This window comes from Curtobacterium sp. MCPF17_047, assembly GCF_003234045.1.
GTDB lineage: Bacteria > Actinomycetota > Actinomycetes > Actinomycetales > Microbacteriaceae > Curtobacterium.
In genome coordinates this window covers 58,243-77,515 of sequence record NZ_QKSF01000006.1, presented here as the reverse complement: position 1 = coordinate 77,515, position 19,273 = coordinate 58,243, and the positions used below count along the sequence as shown (strand labels likewise).

Genomic DNA, 19,273 nt, shown 5'->3' with positions numbered 1-19,273 from the left:
ACCGCAGACCGTACGAACCGGAGGTTCCGTGTCGGATTCCGACTCCTTCGTCCACCTGCACGTGCACAGCGAGTACTCGATGCTCGACGGTGCCGCCAGGCTCTCGGACCTCGTGGCGGAGACCGCCGCGCAGGGCATGCCGGCCGTGGCGGTGACGGACCACGGCAACATGTTCGGCGCCTTCGAGTTCTGGAAGACCGCGAAGGCCGGCGGGGTCAAACCGATCATCGGGACAGAGGCGTACATCACGCCGCGGACCCACCGGAGCGACAAGACCCGTGTGCGCTGGGGTGACGGCGGTGGCGACGACGTGTCGGGTGCCGGTTCGTACACGCACATGACGATGTTCGCCGAGAACACGACCGGCATGCACAACCTGTTCCGGCTGTCGTCGAAGGCGTCGCTCGAGGGCTACTACTTCAAGCCGCGCATGGACATCGAGCTGCTGCAGGAGTACCACCAGGGCATCATCGCGACGACGGGCTGCCCCTCGGGGGAGATCCAGACCCGGCTGCGCCTCGGGCAGTACGACGAAGCCGTCCAGGCCGCCGCCGACTACCGGGACATCTTCGGCAAGGAGAACTACTTCGCCGAGATCATGGACCACGGGCTCGAGATCGAACGTCGCATCATGAGCGACCTGATCCGACTGGCCAAGGACCTGGACATCCCACTCGTGGGCACGAACGACCTGCACTACACGCACGCCCACGACGCCACGTCGCACGCCGCCCTGCTCTGCGTGCAGTCCGGGTCGACGCTGAACGACCCGAACCGCTTCAAGTTCGACGCCGACGAGTTCTACCTGAAGACCCCGGCGCAGATGCGGCACGTCTTCCGCGACAACCTCGAGGCCTGCGACAACACGCTGCTCATCGCCGAGCGGTGCAACGTGGAGTTCGACACCTCGGCGAACTACATGCCGAAGTTCCCGGTGCCCGAGGGCGAGACCGAGCACTCCTGGTTCGAGAAGGAAGTGGCGAAGGGGCTGGAGTACCGGTACCCGGGCGGCATCTCGCAAGAGGTCCAGGAGCGCGCCGACTACGAGGTCGGCATCATCAACCAGATGGGGTTCCCGGGCTACTTCCTGGTCGTCGCGGACTTCATCAACTGGTCGAAGAACAACGGCATCCGCGTCGGACCCGGCCGTGGTTCCGGCGCCGGCTCGATGGTCGCGTACGCCATGCGCATCACCGACCTCGACCCGATCCGTCACGGGCTGATCTTCGAGCGCTTCCTCAACCCGGACCGCGTCTCGATGCCCGACTTCGACGTCGACTTCGACGACCGGCGCCGTGGTGAGGCGATCAAGTACGTCACCGAGAAGTACGGGTCGGAACGCGTGGCGCAGATCGTCACGTACGGCACGATCAAGGCGAAGCAGGCGTTGAAGGACTCCTCGCGCGTCCTCGGCTTCCCGTTCGGCATGGGCGAGAAGCTCACCAAGGCGATGCCGCCACCCGTGATGGGCAAGGACATCCCGCTCACCGGGATCTTCGACAGGGACCACCCGCGCTACAAGGAAGCCGTCGACGTCCGCACCGTCGTCGAGACCGACCCGGAGGCCAAGACGGTCTTCGACACGGCGCTCGGCCTCGAGGGGCTGAAGCGCCAGTGGGGTGTCCACGCAGCCGGCGTCATCATGTCGAGCGACCCGCTGATCGACATCATCCCGATCATGAAGCGGGAGCAGGACGGCCAGATCGTCACGCAGTTCGACTACCCGGCAGCGGAGTCGCTCGGCCTGATCAAGATGGACTTCCTGGGGCTCCGCAACCTCACGATCATCAGCGACGCCCTCGACAACATCAAGACCAACCGCGGCATCGACCTGGACCTCGAGCACATGGGGCTCGAGGACCCCGAGGCGTACGCGTTGCTGCAGCGCGGCGACACCCTCGGCGTCTTCCAGCTCGATGGCGGGCCCATGCGCGGCCTCCTCCGCCTGATGAAGCCGGACAACTTCGAGGACATCTCCGCACTCATCGCGCTGTACCGCCCGGGGCCCATGGGTGCGAACTCGCACACCAACTACGCGCTCCGCAAGAACGGCGAGCAGGCGATCACCCCGATCCACCCCGAGCTCGAAGAACCGCTCGCGGAGATCCTCGGCGGCACCTACGGCCTGATCATCTACCAGGAGCAGGTGATGGCGATCGCGCAGAAGGTCGCCGGCTTCTCGCTCGGCCAGGCGGACATCCTGCGCCGCGCCATGGGCAAGAAGAAGAAGTCCGAGCTGGACAAGCAGTACGCGGGCTTCCACCAGGGCATGATCGACAACGGCTACGGCGAAGCGGCGATCAAGACGCTGTGGGACATCCTGCTGCCGTTCTCGGACTACGCGTTCAACAAGGCGCACTCCGCCGCGTACGGCGTGGTCTCGTTCTGGACCGCGTACCTGAAGGCCCACTACCCGGCCGAGTACATGGCCGCCCTGCTCACCAGCGTCGGCGACGCCCGGGACAAGCTCGCGCTGTACCTCAACGAGTGCCGCCGGATGGGCATCAAGGTCATGCCGCCGGACGTCAACGAGTCCATCGGGTTCTTCGCCGCCGTCGGCGACGACATCCGCTTCGGCATGGGCGCGATCCGGAACGTCGGCTTCAACGTCGTCGACGACATCGTCGCCGCCCGCCAGGAGAAGGGCGCGTTCGAGTCCTTCCACGACTTCCTCCGGAAGATCCCGATCTCGTCGGCGAACAAGCGGACCGTCGAGTCCCTCATCAAGGCCGGAGCCTTCGACGAGTTCGGCGACAGCCGACGGGCGCTCGTGGAGATCCACGAGGGCGCGGTCGAGGCCGCCGTGAAGGTCAAGCGGGACGAGGCCCACGGCAACGTCGGCTTCGACTTCGAGTCGCTGTTCGCCGAGGTCGCCGAGGAGCACCCGGCATCCCTCACGGTGTCGCAGGTCCCGGAGCGGCCGGAGTGGTCCAAGCGCGACAAGCTGGCGTTCGAGCGGGACATGCTCGGGCTCTACGTCTCCGACCACCCGCTGGCCGGGCTCGAGATCGAGCTCGCGAAGCACCAGTCGGTCACCATCGCGGACCTGCTCGTCGCCGACGACTCCATCGAAGGTGAGACGGTCACCGTCGCCGGACTGCTGACCAGCGTGCAGCACCGGGTGGCGAAGACCAGCGGCAACCCGTACGGCATCGTCGACATCGAGGACTTCGGCGGGCAGATCGGCGTCATGTTCCTGGGCAAGACCTACCAGGAGTTCGGGCCGTCACTGGTGCCGGACTCGATCGTCGTCCTGCGCGGCCGGGTCAACGTCCGCGACGACGGCAAGGCGCTGCACGCGGTGAGCATGTTCCAGCCGAACGTCGGCGACGCGATGGGATCGGGGCCGCTGACCCTGTCCCTGCCCGAGCGGCAGGCGACCACCCGGACGGTGACCGAACTGGCCGCAGTCCTCGGACGACACCAGGGCGACACCGAGGTGCGGTTGAAGCTCCTCAAGGACGACGTCGCCCGGACGTTCGAGCTGCCCTTCCCGGTGAACCTGACGCCCGACCTGTTCGGGGAACTGAAGAGCCTGCTCGGGCCGCGCTGCCTGGTGTAGCGCCGGCGCAGGCCCGAGGCGCCGGGTCCGGGCGCTGGGTCAGGGCGTCCGGTCGGGACGGACGGGAGGCCCGTGGCGGGTCCGCCACGGGCCTCCCATCCTGACAGGCCCCCGTCCGGTGCGGCCGCGGCGTCACGGTCGTGGGTCGGGCGACCTCAGGGGACGACGTTGAGTCGGCCGGCGCGCTCCACGACGGTGCCCGTGCGGGGGATCCACACGGTGAAGCCGTCGACCTCGGTGCGCTCGAGCTGGTCGGCGTCGGACCGGAGGAAGGCGCGGACCTCGGCGCTCGGTGGGAACCGTCGATCGTCGCCGACCACCACGGCGGCGAACGGTCCGTCGTCGGGTTCCATCGACCCGCGGCCTGCGAAGTACGGTTCCGTGAGGGTCGGGGTGGCCGCGATGAACAGCACGCTGCCGGCAGCGTGCCCGTGGTCGTCGAGCCACTGGTCGACGCGGGCGATGCCGCTCGGGTGTGTGCGGGCGATCGTGACGCTCTCTCCGACCGCCGGGACCACGAGGGCGACCACCAGGACTGCCGCCACGACGCCGCCGATGGGCGACGGCAGGACGGTGGCCAGGCGGGTGATGCCGATCGCCGCGAGTGCGATGAGCAACGGCATCCAGGCGGCGTAGTAGTTCGCGAGTGCGATGTGGGCGACGAACGCGTAGAAGACGACGAGCAGGCCGAGCGCCGTCCCGAGGTACGCCACGAGTCGGCCCGGCCGGAGCACGAGGGCTGCGAACAGCCCGACGACGAACACGACGGTGGTGACCGCGCCGACCCCCGACCACAGGAACCAGGCATCGGCCCACCACGGCGCGAAGGCGTGGATCCGGCCCGCGATGCTGATCGGGTGTCCGTGCTCGTTCTGGCCGGCCTGGAACGTGACCATGGTCGTGATCGCGGAGCGGATGCCCATCGGCGCGTACAGGGCGACCGTGACCAGGACGAACGCGATCACCCACAGGCCGCCGGCGACCAGGAGCGAGCGTGTGCGACGGAAGAGCAGCGGCAGCAGGAGGAACGCCGGCAGCAGCACGACGGTGGACACCTTCGAGGTCACCGACATCGCGAAGAGCGCACCCGACACCGGCGCGAGCCAGGACCGGTCCGTCCTGATCCACGCCCACGCCGCCGCGAGGGCGATGACCGCGAACGCGATCATCACCGGGTCGAGCAGGGCGTACCGGTCCACCCGGGTGCCCAGGAAGCCGCGCGGGGTCAGGAGCCACATCGCCGCGACGAGCACGCCCGTCCAGAACCCGACCTCGCGGCGGAGCCACCAGAACAGCGTCACGCCGACTGCGACGACGAGGACCCCGACGACGATGCGTGGACCGAGCACCCCCTGGCCGAACAGGACCTGCGCGGCCCCGAAGAGGTACTTCGTGGTCGGCGGGTGCTCGCGGTTGGCGGAGAAGTCGCCGTGGAGGTACGCCCAGCCGGCACGGACGTAGACCGACTCGTCGCCGTGGACGTTGTGGCCCAGGAGGTTCCAGAAAGACTGGTAGAGGGCCCACACCGCGAGGACGACGAGGGCGCCCAGGCGGACGGGTCGAGACGCGGTCAGCGTGACCAGCGCCCTCCGGCTGTCGATGTCACGCACCGCGACCCGTGATCGCGCGGAGACGCGCCACGATCCGGGGGTTGCGTGCGCCGAGGGAGAGCGCGGTGAGGCGGCGGAACGACACGGTGGACCGGTGCACCAGCAAGCCCGTGGCCTCCGCGATGTCGGTCACCGCCTGCCAGCGCGCGCGCAGGGCGGAAGGGTCGATCTCGGTCTCGGCGACCACCTCGACGAGTCGCACCAGGTCCGCGGCACCGGTCCAGGCGGTGCTGCGGTTCTCGTAGCGTCGCAGCAGCCGGTCGAGGGCCGAGGCGCGGTGGTTCTCGACCGCGTGCGCCCACCGCGCGTCCTGGGCCACCGGGTCGACGAGGAGCCACCGTGGTGCATTCGCGTTCAGCGCGGAGAGCTGCGCGAACGTGGTCAGCGCGCCGAGGGCCACGGCGATGTCGAACACCTGGCGGGGTCGGCCGCCGACCGCGATCGCCACACCGGGGAGTTCCTGACGCGCTCGACGGATCTGCTTCGACGACACGACCACCGTGACGACCACGTGGTCGGGGGCGGCGGCGAGCACCGCGCGGACGCGAGCGAGCACCTCGTCGGAGAGGTCCAGGGGGACGTGCAGGGCCACGCGGACGACGTCGTCGTCGGGCAGGAACGTGTCGGCGAAGACGTCCACGGCGTCACGGTACCGGGCCAGGAACAGTGCGAGGGCGCCGGCGTAGAACGGGTACCGCTCGAGCAGGATCCGCTCGTGTTCGAGTCGGAGCGACGGTCCTCGGTCGCCGCTGAAGCTCGTCGACCCGGCGTGCAGGACGAGTGCCCGGTTGGCGAGCACCGCGGTGAAGCCGTGCTCGTTGATGCGGAGACAGAAGTCGTTCTCCTCGCCGTAGCCGGGGGAGAACACCTCGTCGAAGAGCCCGAACCGGTCGACCATCTCCCGACGGATGAGGAAGCAGAACCCCATCGCCACGGGGGCGACGGTGAAGCGGGGCAGGAGGTACTTCGTCCGGCCGTGGAGTTCGCGGGTCCGCCGTGGAGCGATCGTCGACCGGGGGTTGCGGCGCGCGAACGGGTAGGACGCGATCGTCGCGTTGTCGCTCCGAGCGCAGACGACGCCGATCGTGTCGTCCGAGCCGAGGACGGCGGTCATCTCGTCGAGGAAGCCGGGCATCGGCACCGTGTCACTGTTGAGGAGCAACACGTCGTTGCCGGTCTGGTCGAGTTCCAGGACGGCACGGTTGCAGTTCCCGACGAAGCCCAGGTTCGCTTCGTTCCGGACGTACTCGAAGCCGGGGTGCTCGCCGACGAGCTCCAGCAGGCGTCGCTCGACGGCGTCGACGTTCGGTCCGACGTCGTTCGCGAGCAGCACACGGTCGCGCTCGAAGTCGACCGTGTCGAGCAGGGCCTCGATGCAGCGTTCGAGGCCGGGCAGGTCGTCGTAGACCGGGACGACGATCGTCACCGGTCGGCGGTGCTCGCTCATCGGCCGGTCACCCTGCGCACCACGGCGCCCGGTCGGGACAGCAGCCGACCGACGGCGCCGGAGCGGCTCCGGAGGCGGGAGGCCAGCAGGCCAGCGGCAGCACGGGCGCTCGTCGCGCCGAGGGACGAGTACGCAGCGGGCAACTCGAACCAGTAGCGGGCCACCTGGGGGAGCCGGTAGCCCTCCGTGCCCACCAGGGCGGTGAGCCGGGCGATCGCGGCGGCGTTGTCGTGTCCGGAGCCCGTGACGGCGGCGAGCCGGTCCGGGGCAGCCGCACCGTGCCTCCTGGCCGTGGCGGGGTCCGACGCGTAGCCGGCCAGTGCCGCGGCCAGCCCGGCGGTGTCGTCAGCATCGAACAGGGCGCCGGTGACGCCGGGGTCGACGAGCTCGGCGCTCCCGCCCTCCCGTGTCGCGATCACGGGCTTGCCGAGGGCCATGTACTCGGCCGTGGTCCGACCGAAGGCCTCGATCGTCGACGCCGTCACGCACACGTCAGCTCCGTCGATGTAGGGGGCCGGCGCGTTCTGCTCGCCGGCGAAGACGACGTGGTCGGCGACGCCGAGTTCGCGCGCGCGTGCCGTCAGCCGCTGGTCCTCGCCGGGCTGCTTCCAGCTGCCGACGAAGCAGACGCTCGCGGTGATGTCGCGGTCACGGAGCAGGCCGAGCGCCTCGATCACCCGGTGCTGGCCCTTCGATGGCTCCACGCGGCCGACGACGACGATGCGGAGGCCCGGGTCGGCCTGGGGGAACGGCTGCACGGACGGCTCGGCAGCGCGCGTGGCCTCGAGCCGGGCGACGTCGACCGACGGGTACGCGATAGAAATTTCCTCTGCGGGCATGTAGCGGGCGAGGTGGTCACGCATGGCGCCGGAGTTCGTCACGACCGCGCCGGCGAGCAGGCCGATGTCGCCGAGGGTCGCGGCCCGTCCGGTCTGGAAGTGCAGACCGTGGTCGAGGTCGCCGTACTCGCGGACGAACCAGGCCTGGGGGATCCCGAGCACGGCGGCGGCGAAGGAGGCCCACGGCGCGACCAGGGTGTTGGTGACGACCAGGTCCGGTCGCTGACGCTCGTAGTGGCGGATGATCGCGCTCACCGCCGCGTAGTCGACGGTCGCGAACGCCGCACGTTCGGCCGCGGGGGCCGGTTGTGGGCTCGGCACGGCCCACCCGCGGTACCGGAAGGCGTCGTACTGCCAGCCGCGTTCGTCGAGCGCCTCGATGAACTTGCCGCGGGGTGCCTTCGTGACGAAGTGCGGGGTGAAGTCGGGGTCGGTCGCCGCCCAGTCCTCGACGAAACGGAGGAGGGACCGCTCTGCGCCGCCGAGGTTCACCGGCGCGGTGGAGTGGTTGGCGAAGCTGACGAGCACCTGTCGACACTACTGGATTCACCGACAGTTCTTCAGTAATCCATCAGATCGCCGTGTCCTGCGCCTTGTGGCGAAGCGTCGGCGCGGGCTGCGCCACGCCACTGTGCGAGAATGTCTCGTCCCCGAACCCTGCACCAGGAGCGCTCCGCTGCGCCCCGGAGGAGTCAGCAACCGAAGCATGACGTACTTCAACGACCTGATGGCGTCGCGCGAACTGCTGGCCAACCTCACCGCACGCGAGGTCAAGGGCAAGTACCGGCGCACCGTCTTCGGGCAGCTGTGGTCATTGATCAACCCGCTCGCGACGATGCTGATCTACACGATCGTGTACTCGTTCATCTTCCGGGCCCGGCTCGAGGTGGGGGACCCGAGCGGTCTGCAGATCTACCCGCTCTGGCTCATGTGCGGACTGCTCCCGTGGATCTTCGCCCGCAACGTGATCAACGCCGGGATGACGTCGATCGTCGCGAACGGCTCGCTCATCAAGAAGGTCTACTTCCCACGGATGACGCTGCCGCTGGCCGCCGTCGGTTCGTTCGGGTTCACGTGGCTCGTCGAGATGGGCGTCCTGCTCATCGCACTGGCGGTCTTCGGATCGAAGTGGTTCGTGTTCCTGCCCGTGATCGCGCTGACGATGGTCTTCCTCGCCATGTTCTCCGCCGGGATCGGACTCATCCTCTCGATCGTCAACGTCCACTTCCGCGACATGCAGCACCTGGTGGGCATCGGCCTGCAGATGTGGATGTACCTGTCGCCGATCATCTACCCCCTGTCGCTCGTCCAGAACGCCGCGGACAAGGCCGGGCACCCGTGGATCATCACGGTCTACAAGCTCAACCCGATCGAGCGGTTCTCCGAGGTCTTCCGCAACCTCATGTACGACAACCGACTGCCGGAATGGGGCGACCTGGTCGCGTGCGCACTCGCCGGGTGCGTCTCGCTCGCGATCGGCTACGTCGTCTTCTCCCGCAACGAGAAGAAGTTGGCCGAACTCCTGTGAACGATGCTGCTGTCACCGTCGAGAACGTCTCCAAGCGCTTCCGGATGTACCACGAGCGGAACGACTCGCTGAAGAGCATGGTCATGCGTGGCAAGAAGTCCGTGCACGAGGACTTCTGGGCACTCAAGGACGTCTCGTTCGAAGTGCCGCAGGGCACGACCTTCGGCCTCATCGGCAAGAACGGGTCCGGCAAGTCGACCCTGCTGAAGTGCCTGGCGAAGATCCTGTGGCCGGAGGAGGGCTCGATCACCGCCCGAGGCAAGCAGGCGTCACTGCTCGAGGTCGGCTCCGGTTTCCACCCGGAGCTCTCCGGCCGTGAGAACGTCTTCCTCAACGGTTCGATCCTCGGGATGAGCCGGAAGGAAGTGACGCGGAAGTTCGACGAGATCGTGTCGTTCTCGGGCGTCGGCCACTTCATCGACCAGCCGGTGAAGAACTACTCCTCGGGCATGTACGTCCGACTCGGGTTCTCCGTCGCTGTCGCCGTCACGCCGGACGTCCTGGTCGTCGACGAGGTCCTGGCGGTCGGGGACGCGACGTTCCAGAAGCGGTGCCGCACGAAGTTCAAGGAGATGAAGGCGGAGGGCCGCACGGTCATCCTCGTCTCCCACTCGATGGCGACCGTGAAGGACATGTGCGACGAGGTCGCCTGGCTGAACGAGGGCGAGCTCCAGCAGATCGGCAAGACGGAGGACGTCGTGGCCGCTTACAACAAGACCGTCTGAGCGTTCGCACGACGGCACGAGGGGACAGAGTGGATCTGCAGCAAATCGCGACGACGTCGTCGCGTCACCGGTTCTTGGTGAGCGCGGTGTTCGCCGTGTACAACGTGGCCCGGTACCTGCCGGACCTCCTCGCGTCACTCGAACGCCAGACACTGGCGGTCGAGTCGGTCCAGCTGGTCTTCGTCGACGACGGGTCCACTGACGGCAGTCTCGAGATCCTTCAGCGCTGGTCGGAGGCGCGTCGGGCGCACGTGGTCGTCGTGAGCCAGACGAATGCGTGGGTGGCTGCTGCGCGTAACGCGGGCATGGAACACGTCGACGCCGAGTGGGTGACCTTCGCGGACCCGGACGACGTGTTCGACGACCGCTACTTCGAGGAGGTCGTCAAGTTCGTCAATCTGCATGGCGCGCCGCGCGTGGGGATGCTCGCGACCCATCAGCTCCGTCTCAACGAACGCGGCGAACTCGTCGACAGCCACCCGCTGCGGGTCAAGTTCGCCAAGGGATCGCGCATCATCGACATCGACCAGGAACCGGTCATCCAGATGGCCGTGAACTCGGCGTTCTTCCGCTCCGACGTGATCCGTGAGCACGATGTGCGGTTCGACGGCCGGATCCGGCCGGTGTTCGAAGACGCGCACTTCATCGGCCGTTACCTCCTGGCCTCCCGGATGCACGACATCGGTGTCCTCGCCTCCGCCAAGTACCACTATCGGATCCGCGGCGATGGAACCTCTCTGATGGAGTCGCACTTCGACCACCCGGGCAAGTACACCGACGTCCTCCGTCACGGACACCTGGATCTGCTGCAGGAGGCCGCCGGACGGGGCGACGTCCCGAGGTGGCTCGAGAACACCCTGCTCTACGACCTCTTCTGGTACTTCAAGAACGAGCGAGCCCTCAATTCATCGTCCGCGCTCGCGCCCGTGCACACGTTCGACGAGTTCCATGACCTCGTGTCGGCGATCCGATCGCGCATCTCGGACGACGCCATCAACTCCTTCGACTTGATGAGCGTCGAGTACGCGGTCCGGAAGGCGCTGCTCATCGGGTACTCCGGCGCCCAAGAGCGCCCGCGGTACGTGAAGCTCGAACGGGTCGATGAGGTGCGACAGCACGTGAAGCTCAGCTACTGGTTCACGGGCGACCGTCCGGCGGAGCGCATCACCACCGATGGCGTCGAGGTCCTACCGGTGCACGAGAAGGTCCAGGACCTGGTCTTCTACGGCCGGCCGGTCCTGCGGCAACGTCACATGTGGATCGAGCGCGGCCGTCTCAGCCGGATCTGGATCGACGGCGAGGTCGTTCCGTTCAGCCGTGGTGAGCGGCACGAGGCCGACGAGACACTGACCCGCCGTCAACTGCACCCGCAGATCATCGGACAACGGAAGGCGCTGCAGAACCGCTGGTCGGACGTCTCAACGCCCGCACTGCAGTTCGTGAAGCGGCAAGCTCGTGGCGTTTACGACGACTTGCGCTCGGGCAAGTACCGACGGCGGACCGAGGACGCCGTGCTGGGGGTGACCGTCCGTTCGCGACGGGTCCGCGCGAAGTACGAGAACGCCTGGGTCTTCATGGACCGGAACACCGACGCGAACGACAACGCGGAGCACCTGTACCGATGGGTGCGGGCGAACCGACCCGAAGTCAATGCCTGGTTCGTCCTGGACCAGAAGTCGAAGGACTGGGCACGTCTCGCTGCCGAGGGCTTCCGGCTCGTTGCCCACGGGACTCCTGAGTGGCGGAAGCTGATGCTCCACGCGGTTCATCTCGCGTCGTCCCACATCGACGTCTACGTCGTCAACCCACTCCCTCGGTGGAGGTACGGGAATCCGCGCTTCTCTTTCACCTGGTTGCAGCACGGCGTCACCAACTACGACATCTCGCGCTGGGTGAACGCCAAGCCCGCGGAGCTCTTCGTCGTCGTCACTCCGCAGGAGAAGCAGTCCATCGCCGGCGACGGCCCGTACACGTTCACGGACCGTGAGGTGGTGCTCACTGGCTTCCCGCGTCACGACGAACTCCTGCGGAAGCGCCGTGCCACGTCGGGCGCCGAGCGCGACCTCATCCTGGTCATGCCCACCTGGCGGAAGAAGCTCGCTGGTGCTCAGGTACCAGGGAGCAACGAGCGGCTGAAGAACCCGGACTTCCCGGCGAGCCAGTTCGCGCTCGAGTACAACGCTCTCATCGGATCCGAGCGCCTCCGTGACGTCGCAGTCCGCACCGGCAAGCGCGTCGTCTTCATGCCCCACCCGAACATGCGCCCGTACCTGGATGACTTCGAGGTGCCGGACTGGGTCGAGGTCTGGGACTACGGGACTCGCAACGTGCAGGACGTCATCGCGCGTGCCGCCCTGATGATCACGGACTACTCGTCCCTCGGGTTCGAGGCAGCCTTCCTCGACGTGCCGCTCGTGTACTTCCAGTTCGACGCGTCGTCGTTCTTCGACGGATCACACGTCGGACGCCGTGGGTACTTCGACTACCAGCGGGACGGGTTCGGCCCCGTCGCCACGAACGTCTCTGCGGTGGAGGCGGCCGTGGAGACGATCGGCGCCGACGGCTTCCACTCCGACGCCGTGTACCTGGAACGCACTCGAAACGCGTTCGTCACCCGAGACGAACAGAACAGTCAGCGCGTGTTCGAGGCGATGCTGGCATTGGATGGCGGACCGCGGTCCGCCCGGACGATCGTCACCGAGGTCGACCAACCGGCGCGCTGAAGTGACTTCGGGGGCGTTCGTCGCAGCTTGTACTGCGGCTGTCACCGGCGTGTGGGGACACGAACCCTGGCCTCGATCATGTTGTGGTCGGACGGGATCGTCGTCGTGCCTGGGTTCCAGTTGTTGACGAACTCGTCGCTCCCTTGGATGCCCTGCGTGAGGATGTAGTCGATGCGCTGGCCATCACCGTTCGGGTCGTCCACCTGTCCGGAGGCGGGGAGGTAGGCGTTGTAGGTGGGCTTGCTCGTCCCGTAACGGTGCTGTGACGCTGAGGCGTCGTAGAAACCGGCCCTGACGAGCGTCGGCTGTGCACCGTCCACCGCGTCCTCCGGGTACCGGTTGTCGTTGAGGTCGCCCCCGAGGATGACGGGTAACCGACGACCGCTGCTGTCCGCCGGGTTGATTCGGTTGAGCGCCGTGATCAGCTGTGCCGAGTTCTTGCCCAACAGTGTCTTCCGCGGTTCCGCGTACGAGCTCGACGGGATGCCGTAATGCGCGGCGACGACGATGAAGGTCGCGCCGGTTCCGTCGGCGGCTCGGAACTCAGCCCAGGGGGTGTTCGTGTCCGGCGCACTCGCCTCGGGGTAGACCTCGTAGTCCTTCACTCCTGCGAGGACTCCGTGGTCGACGACGCTGTACTTCGTCGGGTTGTACATGATTCGGTTGCCCTGGTGGGAGGCACTCACGGTCATCGGTGCTGTGTCGACCAGACGGAGCTCCGGCAGGCGGCGCGCGAGGTCGAGGTAGGCCTGCTCGGATCCGCGGCCTGCCGCCGAACCGCTTGCTTCCAACAGCGTGAGGACGTCAGGGCCCTTGTCCTTGATGACGTCGGCGATCGCGGGAGCGCGGGTCGACCACGCCGGCGCGCCGTTCTGCTCACAGCCCGAGCAGAGGACGTTGTAGCTCGCGATGTGCAGTGGGTGGTCAGTCGTGACCGGAACCGTCGGCTTCGGCCATGCGCGGACCTGGACGGACTTGCGCACGGACGCGGGATCGAAGTAAGTGTTCCTGGCCATGGCTCGGACGTAGATCGGGTTTCCGTACGCGACCGAGGTGAGGTCCGCGTCCGATGTCGGTAGCGTCCAGGTTCGCGTCGCCGGATCGAAAGCAGACGACCACGGCGTGGTCTTCGCTGCCCATCGGTCGGGAACCCGGTTCTCGTTGGGTCCGGCGGACCAGCGGACCTGGTAGTCGCTCGCGTCGGCGACCTCCGGGATCGAGACGCTGACTGCTCCCTTGGCCGGTGCCGCCGTGATGGGACCGAACGTCCCGACGGCGTGCGGGCGGAGCACCGCGGTCACCGTCCTGGCCCAGGCGCCGGCCGTTGTCCCGTTCTTCGCTGCGACGGTGACGTAGTACGTCGTACCCGGAACGAGTCGCGTCATCCACGCGCCGACTCCGGTCGAGTCCTTGTACGTCGGACTCCCGAGGTCAGCGCGGCTCGACCACTTCGTGACGTAGCTCGTTGCGCCGGGCACGGCTTTCCAGGTCATCTTGACGCTCTTGCCGGCCCAGTCCTGAGTCGCCTGCGAGACCGCGGTCACCTGCGCCGGCTTCGTGGCTGCCGATGCCGGCCCCCCGACGGCTCCGGGGAGGAGCGCTCCGCCTCCGATCAGCACTGTTGTCAGTCCGAGCGCGATCGCGATGCGTCTCATGAAGAACCCCTGATTCCTGTCCCTGGCGTTCCAGCAGGATAGACCGCCCGTCCTACTGCCGGTAGAGAATGCCTCAAATGGTCTAGTGTTTCGGGGTGCCGAGAACGCGCCTGACACACCTCCGCTCCGACATCCAGGGACTCCGTGCCCTGGCGATCGGCCTGGTCGTGCTCTACCACCTCTGGCCGAACCGCCTCACGGGTGGCTACGTCGGTGTCGATGTCTTCTTCGTGATCTCCGGATTCCTCATCACGAGTCATCTCGTCGGACTCATCGAGCAGCAACGAAGTCCTCAGCTGCTGGTGGGCTTCTACGCTCGCCGGATCCGCCGCCTCGCACCTGCGGCGATCGTGGTCACCGCGAGCGTGCTGATCACCACCCTCCTCGTCCTGCCGGCGACGAGTTGGGCGCCGACGGCCTGGCACGTGCTCGCGTCGACATTCTTCGTGGAGAACTGGCACCTTGCGGCACAGTCCGTGAGCTATCTCGAGTCCGCATCCCAGCCGAGTCCGCTGCAGCACTTCTGGTCGCTGTCCGTCGAAGAGCAGTTCTACATCGTCTGGCCCGTCCTGCTGCTCCTCGCAGCGGTCATCGGCAAGACGAAGCCGCATCGTGCCATCGCCCTCACCATCGGCATCGTCGCGCTGCTCAGCGTGGCGTGGGGTGTCACGCACACGGCGCTCGATCCCGACGTGGCGTTCTTCGACACTTCGGCGCGTGCGTGGCAGTTCGCCGTCGGCGGTCTGCTCGCCTTCCTCCCGGTACCCCATCGGTCGCTGCGCGCTGTCCTGCCGTGGATCGGCGTCATGGCGGTGGGCTGTTCGGCGCTGCTGTTCACTGATGCCACCCCGTTCCCCGGCATCGCCGCGGTGGTCCCGACGCTCGGTGCAGCGATGGTGATCGGTGGACGCAGCGACGAGGACTCGACCTGGTCGTGGGGGTTTCTGTCCCGCTTTGGTCCGGTGCGCTGGCTCGGCGACGTCTCGTACTCCGCCTACCTCTGGCACTGGCCCCTCATCGTCCTCCTGCCACAAGTGATCGGCCGGGATCTCGATCTCCGCCTCAAGCTCGGAATCCTGGTCGGAACGCTGGTGCTCGCCGGGCTCACCTACACGCTGGTCGAGAACCCCTTCCGGAAGAGCCGGCGTCTCTCGTTCCCGCGTCGACGCAGTTACATCGCCGGGGCTCTCGCCGCTGCTGTCCTCGCGAGCGCCGCGCTCGGATCGGTCGGTGTCGCGACCGCCGCGAGCGACGCCGCTGACGCGGCGCTCATCGCGAAGGTCACGAAGGGAGATTCCTGCTACGCCGCCGCCGCAGTGAGCGGCCGTGAGTGTCGCGATGCCTTCGGGACGGTGGACCGCGCAGAGCTGCCGGCTCCGCTCGCCGACAAACCCCTCGCATGGCAGGACGACTGCATCGACGACGTCACCCAGAACACCCAGAAGCTCTGTGAGCTCGGCGACCCGGACGGGACGACGACGGTGCTGCTCTGGGGAGATTCGCACGCCGGCGCTTGGTCCTCGGCCTTCGACATCGCCGGAAAGATCGAGCACTGGCGTGTCATCGTCGCGGCGCGCAACAAGTGTCCATCTTCCCTGGTCGCACCGGAGGCCACGTCCTTCGGTGAGGCGCTCCCGGCGGACCAGCAGCGGTGGTGTGCGGATCGCAACCGGTGGGTGAGCGAGACGGTCGTCCCTCGTGCCGATCGTGTCGTCCTTGCTGATCTCTGGGCGAACTACGTGTTCCCCGGCGATGCTGGGAAGCAGGATCTCGGCTACGAGCAGGTCATCGACGCGGTCCAGGACGCCGGGCGTGACGTGTCCCTGATGCAGCACGTCCCGTTGACGGGTCGGACGCTCGAGGCGAAGGTCTGGGGACCCAACTGCCTCGCCGAGGAGCCCGCCCCGGCATGCTCGAACCCCGTGGCGACGGCGTACCCACCGTCGACGTCCGCAGTGTTCCGCGGGCTGGTGAAGGACGGCTACGGAAACCGCGTCCGCTACGTTCCCGTACACCAGGAGTTCTGCGACGACGACCGCTGCTTCTCCGGGATCGGCGGCGTGTCGGTGTACTTCGACGGATCGCACCTGTCACACACCTACAGCACTTCGCTCGGGCCGTGGTTGGCTCGTGCCCTCGACCGAGCCGACACGCTCGGTGATTCCGACTTCACGGCTCCGGCCGGATGAGCACGTCGCCGGCCCTGTCCGTCATCGTCCCCGCCCATGACAGTGCCCCCTGGATCACCGAACTCCTCGAGACGGTCCTGGCCCAGGGGGTCGACCAGATGGAGGTCCTGGTCGTCGAGAACGGCTCAACCGACGACACGGCTGCGCTCGTCGCAGCGGTGTCGGCCCGGGACTCACGCGTCCGCCTGCTGCGGTCGAACGTCGGCAGCGCCGCAGCGGCCCGGAACGAGGGGGTCGACGCGGCGACGGGGGAGTACCTCGTCTTCGCCGACGCTGACGACCTCGTGCCGGACGGGGCGTACCGGGCAATGCTCGACGCTGTCACGGCGAGCGGTTCGGACATGGTCGTCGGCGACCACCTGAAGTTCTCGGCGACCGAGACCTGGAGCCCGACGGCTCGATGGCACCTCTTCGAGGCCCCACGTCGGGCGGTCGCGCCGACGGAGGTTCCGGCGCTGTTGTCGGGCCGAGCTTGCTGGAACCGTGTGTTCCGCCGCTCGTTCTGGGAACGTGCGGGACTCCGCTTCCCGGAGGTGCCGAGCGTCGAGGACATCGAACCGATGACCCGTGCCGTTGCCGCAGCGTCGAGGGTCGACGTCGTTGAAGACTGTGTCTACCTCTACCGCGATCGGGGCGACGGAACGTCGCTCTCACTCCGTGCGGACGTCGCGGTGACGGACCGGTACCTCCGGCAGGAGCTGCACTGCGCGAGGCTGGTGGCGGAGTACCCCGCCCTGCGGAGTCAGCATGCCGAGATCGTGTTGGATGCTGACGGATGGGCGCACCTGCACCGGTTCCTGCTCAGCGGTCCGGACGCAGCAGCAACGGCAGCCGTCGCCGACGCGCTGGCCCCGCTCATGGCGGCGATCGGTCTCGACGGGCTCGTGGACGTCGCTCCGCCGCGTCGGACGCTGTGGCACCTCGTCCTGGCCGACGAGTGGGCAGCAGCGGAGCGCTTCGCCAAACACGCCGCGAGCGGGGCCGCCACCGAGCGGGCAGTCGCGTGGATCGGTGCGCTGTCTGCCCTCGGACGAGCCGGCAGGACGAGCACGAGCGACGTCGCCGCTCTGGTGGCGGACGGATTGCTCCCGGCGTTCGTGAACGCCGCTGACGCCGTCGATCCAGCAGACGTCGGCGCGTGGATGCCACAGCTCCGTGCGCTCCCGCTCCCGGCCGCCCGCGATGGGCTGGTCGGTGTCATGGCGGAAGCGGTCCGGGCAGGAAGCCCAGAGGACGTCATCGCTGCATCCCGCCTCCGCCACGTGGTCCCGTTGGTCGTCGACCAGGCGGAACCGACCGGTTCGGGACTCCGGCTCGGCGGTCCGATGCCAGCCGGTGCCGCGCCTCCGGCATTGACGCTCGTCATCTCCGACGGCGAGGTGCGCCTGCCGGTGACGGTCGAGGACGGCGGCCGACGGTGGCTGGTCGACCTCTCGGCGGACGGCCTGACCGTCGGCAGGCACACGGTGGAGGTCGTTTCCGACATGTCCGAGGTCCGGCTGCCGGTCGTCACCGCTCGGATGGCCCTGCCGCCGTTGCCCGCGGCGGACCCGCTGCAGCCGCTCGCAGACCGGCGCGACGGATGGCGCTTCCTCGTCGATCGGCGAGCAGCACCGCAACGGGGACTCGCATCGGCGTTGCGGCGCGTTGCCCGCCGCATGCGCTGAAGCCTCGCAGGACCTCCGGCCGCCTGCCGTGACCTGCCGGGTACGGCCAGCGACGGTTCAACCGACTGCGGAGACCCGGTCCAGGAGGTCGGCGTACCGACGGGAGACCGGGAACGGCATCAGACGACGGCTGGCGGCCGTCGCTGACCGGACTGCTCCTGCATGCCACTCGACGTCCTCCCTCGCGAGCATCTGCGCCAGCGACCCCGCAGCGTCCCCGGTGTCGAACCACCGGATCCACCCCTCGTCCCCGAACTCCGCCCGCAGGTGCGCCTCGTCCGGCAGCACCGCGGGGACGCCGAACGACGCCGCCAGGTGCAGGCTGCCGGAGTTGAGCACGCGCCGGTAGGGGAACACGGCGACGTCCGCTGCGCGGAACCATCGCTGGACGTCGACGTCGTCGACGTGGTCGTGCTGGCGGACGGCGCGCAGGTCAGCGCCGAGGAGCCGGTCGATCGCGACCCGATCCTCGTCCGACGTCCGGCCGGCGAGCAGCAGCACGGGGCGCTGGTCGGCGGGCAGGCGTCGGACGGCCTCGACGAGCACGTCGACGCCCTTGTAGGGGCGCATCTGCCCGAACGCCAGGACGGCGTGGTCGTCGGGGTCGAGGCCGAACGACGCGCGAGCGTCGTCTCGCGTCATGGAACTCGGGTAGACCCCCTGGTAGCTCGGGTGCGGGATGTGCACGACTCGAGCCGGGTCGAGCGAGTAGTGCGGTGCCACCGCGGCAGCGGTCGCGGCGTTCATCACGTGCACGGCGTCGGCGATCTCGGCCAGGTACCGATCCAGTTCGAGTTCGAGTTCGAGGTGCCGGGCGTCGTGGGGCAGGATGTTGTGCACGGTCCAGACCAGCCTGGTGCCACGGTCGCGCGCGGCGTCGACGGCGGAGCGGAAGCGGTCGAGCCGGACCCGTGCCGCGTCGAGGTCGTCGTCAGCACGCTGCACGATCGGCGCGGTCCAGTGCATGTGGAAGACGTCGCCGGCGCCGAGTCGGCCGAGGTGCTGCTCGAGCACCTCCAGCCGGAGGCTCTCGAGGACGTGCCACCTCCGCGCGCGGGGCGCGAGCAGCATGAGATTCAGGTAGGGGTTGTCGCGGTAGGCGGGGAACACCGCGAGCTGGCGATCGGACACCGCCCGATCCTACGGGCGACGGTCAGTCGAGCGTGGCGACGATGTGTTCGGCTTCGTGCAGGACCGAGCAGAACGCCAGTCCGTCGAGGCCGAGTGCATCGCGCTTGCTGATGACCGCACCGCAGACGACGCACTGGGTCGTGGAGTTCGACCGGATCACATCGGAGAGGAGCGACATGCCTCGATGATGCGCGCCC

At 68.1% G+C, this 19,273-nt stretch carries 12 protein-coding genes; 6 read left to right on the top strand and 6 right to left on the bottom strand.

Translation table 11 applies throughout. The features are described from left to right. Window positions 1-79 precede the first annotated feature (79 nt). Window positions 80-3,562, top strand: a complete 3,483-nt coding sequence (gene dnaE, locus DEJ33_RS07815) for a DNA polymerase III subunit alpha (RefSeq protein ID WP_375334695.1) — start codon at window positions 80-82, stop codon at window positions 3,560-3,562. A gap of 155 nt (window positions 3,563-3,717) precedes the next feature. On the opposite strand, the gene DEJ33_RS07810 is transcribed toward dnaE, so the two are convergent. The 3 genes from DEJ33_RS07810 to DEJ33_RS07800 are packed head-to-tail and all read right to left on the bottom strand — an operon-like array spanning window position 3,718 to window position 7,986. Further along, a complete protein-coding gene (locus DEJ33_RS07810) occupies window positions 3,718-5,172 on the bottom strand; it encodes a glycosyltransferase family 39 protein (RefSeq protein WP_111077627.1) in 1,455 nt (484 codons plus the stop codon). After that, window positions 5,165-6,619, bottom strand: a complete 1,455-nt coding sequence (locus DEJ33_RS07805) for a glycosyltransferase family 2 protein (protein ID WP_111077626.1) — start codon at window positions 6,617-6,619, stop codon at window positions 5,165-5,167. The genes DEJ33_RS07810 and DEJ33_RS07805 overlap by 8 nt, the downstream gene beginning before the upstream one ends. Continuing rightward, window positions 6,616-7,986, bottom strand: coding sequence for a glycosyltransferase family 4 protein (locus DEJ33_RS07800; RefSeq protein WP_111077625.1), 1,371 nt, complete (start codon window positions 7,984-7,986; stop codon window positions 6,616-6,618). The genes DEJ33_RS07805 and DEJ33_RS07800 overlap by 4 nt, the downstream gene beginning before the upstream one ends. A 178-nt stretch (window positions 7,987-8,164) precedes the next feature. Here DEJ33_RS07800 and DEJ33_RS07795 point away from each other — a divergent pair, with 178 nt between their 5' ends. From DEJ33_RS07795 to DEJ33_RS07785, 3 genes are read left to right on the top strand one after another with little or no spacing between them, the layout of a single operon-like run. Continuing rightward, window positions 8,165-8,986 (top strand): ABC transporter permease, encoded by an 822-nt coding sequence (locus tag DEJ33_RS07795; RefSeq protein WP_110903107.1) that lies wholly within the window; start codon window positions 8,165-8,167, stop codon window positions 8,984-8,986. Then, entirely contained in the window at window positions 8,983-9,711 is a 729-nt protein-coding gene (locus DEJ33_RS07790) for an ABC transporter ATP-binding protein (RefSeq protein ID WP_111077624.1), read from the top strand. The genes DEJ33_RS07795 and DEJ33_RS07790 overlap by 4 nt, the downstream gene beginning before the upstream one ends. Window positions 9,712-9,740: 29 nt before the next feature. After that, window positions 9,741-12,434, top strand: coding sequence for a CDP-glycerol glycerophosphotransferase family protein (locus DEJ33_RS07785; protein ID WP_181436528.1), 2,694 nt, complete (start codon window positions 9,741-9,743; stop codon window positions 12,432-12,434). Window positions 12,435-12,475: 41 nt separating this feature from the next. On the opposite strand, the gene DEJ33_RS07780 is transcribed toward DEJ33_RS07785, so the two are convergent. Then, the gene (locus tag DEJ33_RS07780; RefSeq protein ID WP_111077622.1) at window positions 12,476-14,089 is read right to left on the bottom strand and encodes an endonuclease/exonuclease/phosphatase family protein; all 1,614 of its coding nucleotides are present in this window, start codon (window positions 14,087-14,089) and stop codon (window positions 12,476-12,478) included. Between the two features lie 95 nt (window positions 14,090-14,184). On the opposite strand from DEJ33_RS07780, the gene DEJ33_RS07775 reads away from it, so the two are divergent. Beyond that, window positions 14,185-16,278: an acyltransferase family protein gene (locus DEJ33_RS07775; RefSeq protein ID WP_111194653.1), complete on the top strand. Its 2,094-nt coding sequence runs from the start codon at window positions 14,185-14,187 to the stop codon at window positions 16,276-16,278. Then, complete coding sequence (locus DEJ33_RS07770; protein WP_111194652.1) at window positions 16,275-17,945, top strand: glycosyltransferase family 2 protein; 1,671 nt, start codon at window positions 16,275-16,277, stop codon at window positions 17,943-17,945. Before DEJ33_RS07775 ends, DEJ33_RS07770 begins: the two co-directional genes overlap by 4 nt. A 57-nt stretch (window positions 17,946-18,002) precedes the next feature. On the opposite strand, the gene DEJ33_RS07765 is transcribed toward DEJ33_RS07770, so the two are convergent. Together DEJ33_RS07765 and DEJ33_RS17175 are read right to left on the bottom strand one after the other, a co-directional pair. Further along, window positions 18,003-19,076, bottom strand: coding sequence for a glycosyltransferase (locus DEJ33_RS07765; protein WP_111194651.1), 1,074 nt, complete (start codon window positions 19,074-19,076; stop codon window positions 18,003-18,005). Window positions 19,077-19,098: 22 nt separating this feature from the next. After that, window positions 19,099-19,254 (bottom strand): hypothetical protein, encoded by a 156-nt coding sequence (locus DEJ33_RS17175; RefSeq protein WP_181421520.1) that lies wholly within the window; start codon window positions 19,252-19,254, stop codon window positions 19,099-19,101. Between the last annotated feature and the right edge of the window lie 19 nt (window positions 19,255-19,273).

Bases quoted from the DNA above. Each gene is read 5' to 3' on its own strand.
- dnaE (WP_375334695.1), top strand. From the start codon at position 80: ATGCTCGACGGTGCCGCCAGGCTCTCGGACCTCGTGGCGGAGACCGCC.
- DEJ33_RS07805 (WP_111077626.1), bottom strand. From the start codon at position 6,619: ATGAGCGAGCACCGCCGACCGGTGACGATCGTCGTCCCGGTCTACGAC.
- DEJ33_RS07795 (WP_110903107.1), top strand. From the start codon at position 8,165: ATGACGTACTTCAACGACCTGATGGCGTCGCGCGAACTGCTGGCCAAC.
- DEJ33_RS07780 (WP_111077622.1), bottom strand. From the start codon at position 14,089: ATGAGACGCATCGCGATCGCGCTCGGACTGACAACAGTGCTGATCGGA.
- DEJ33_RS07770 (WP_111194652.1), top strand. From the start codon at position 16,275: ATGAGCACGTCGCCGGCCCTGTCCGTCATCGTCCCCGCCCATGACAGT.
- DEJ33_RS17175 (WP_181421520.1), bottom strand. From the start codon at position 19,254: ATGTCGCTCCTCTCCGATGTGATCCGGTCGAACTCCACGACCCAGTGC.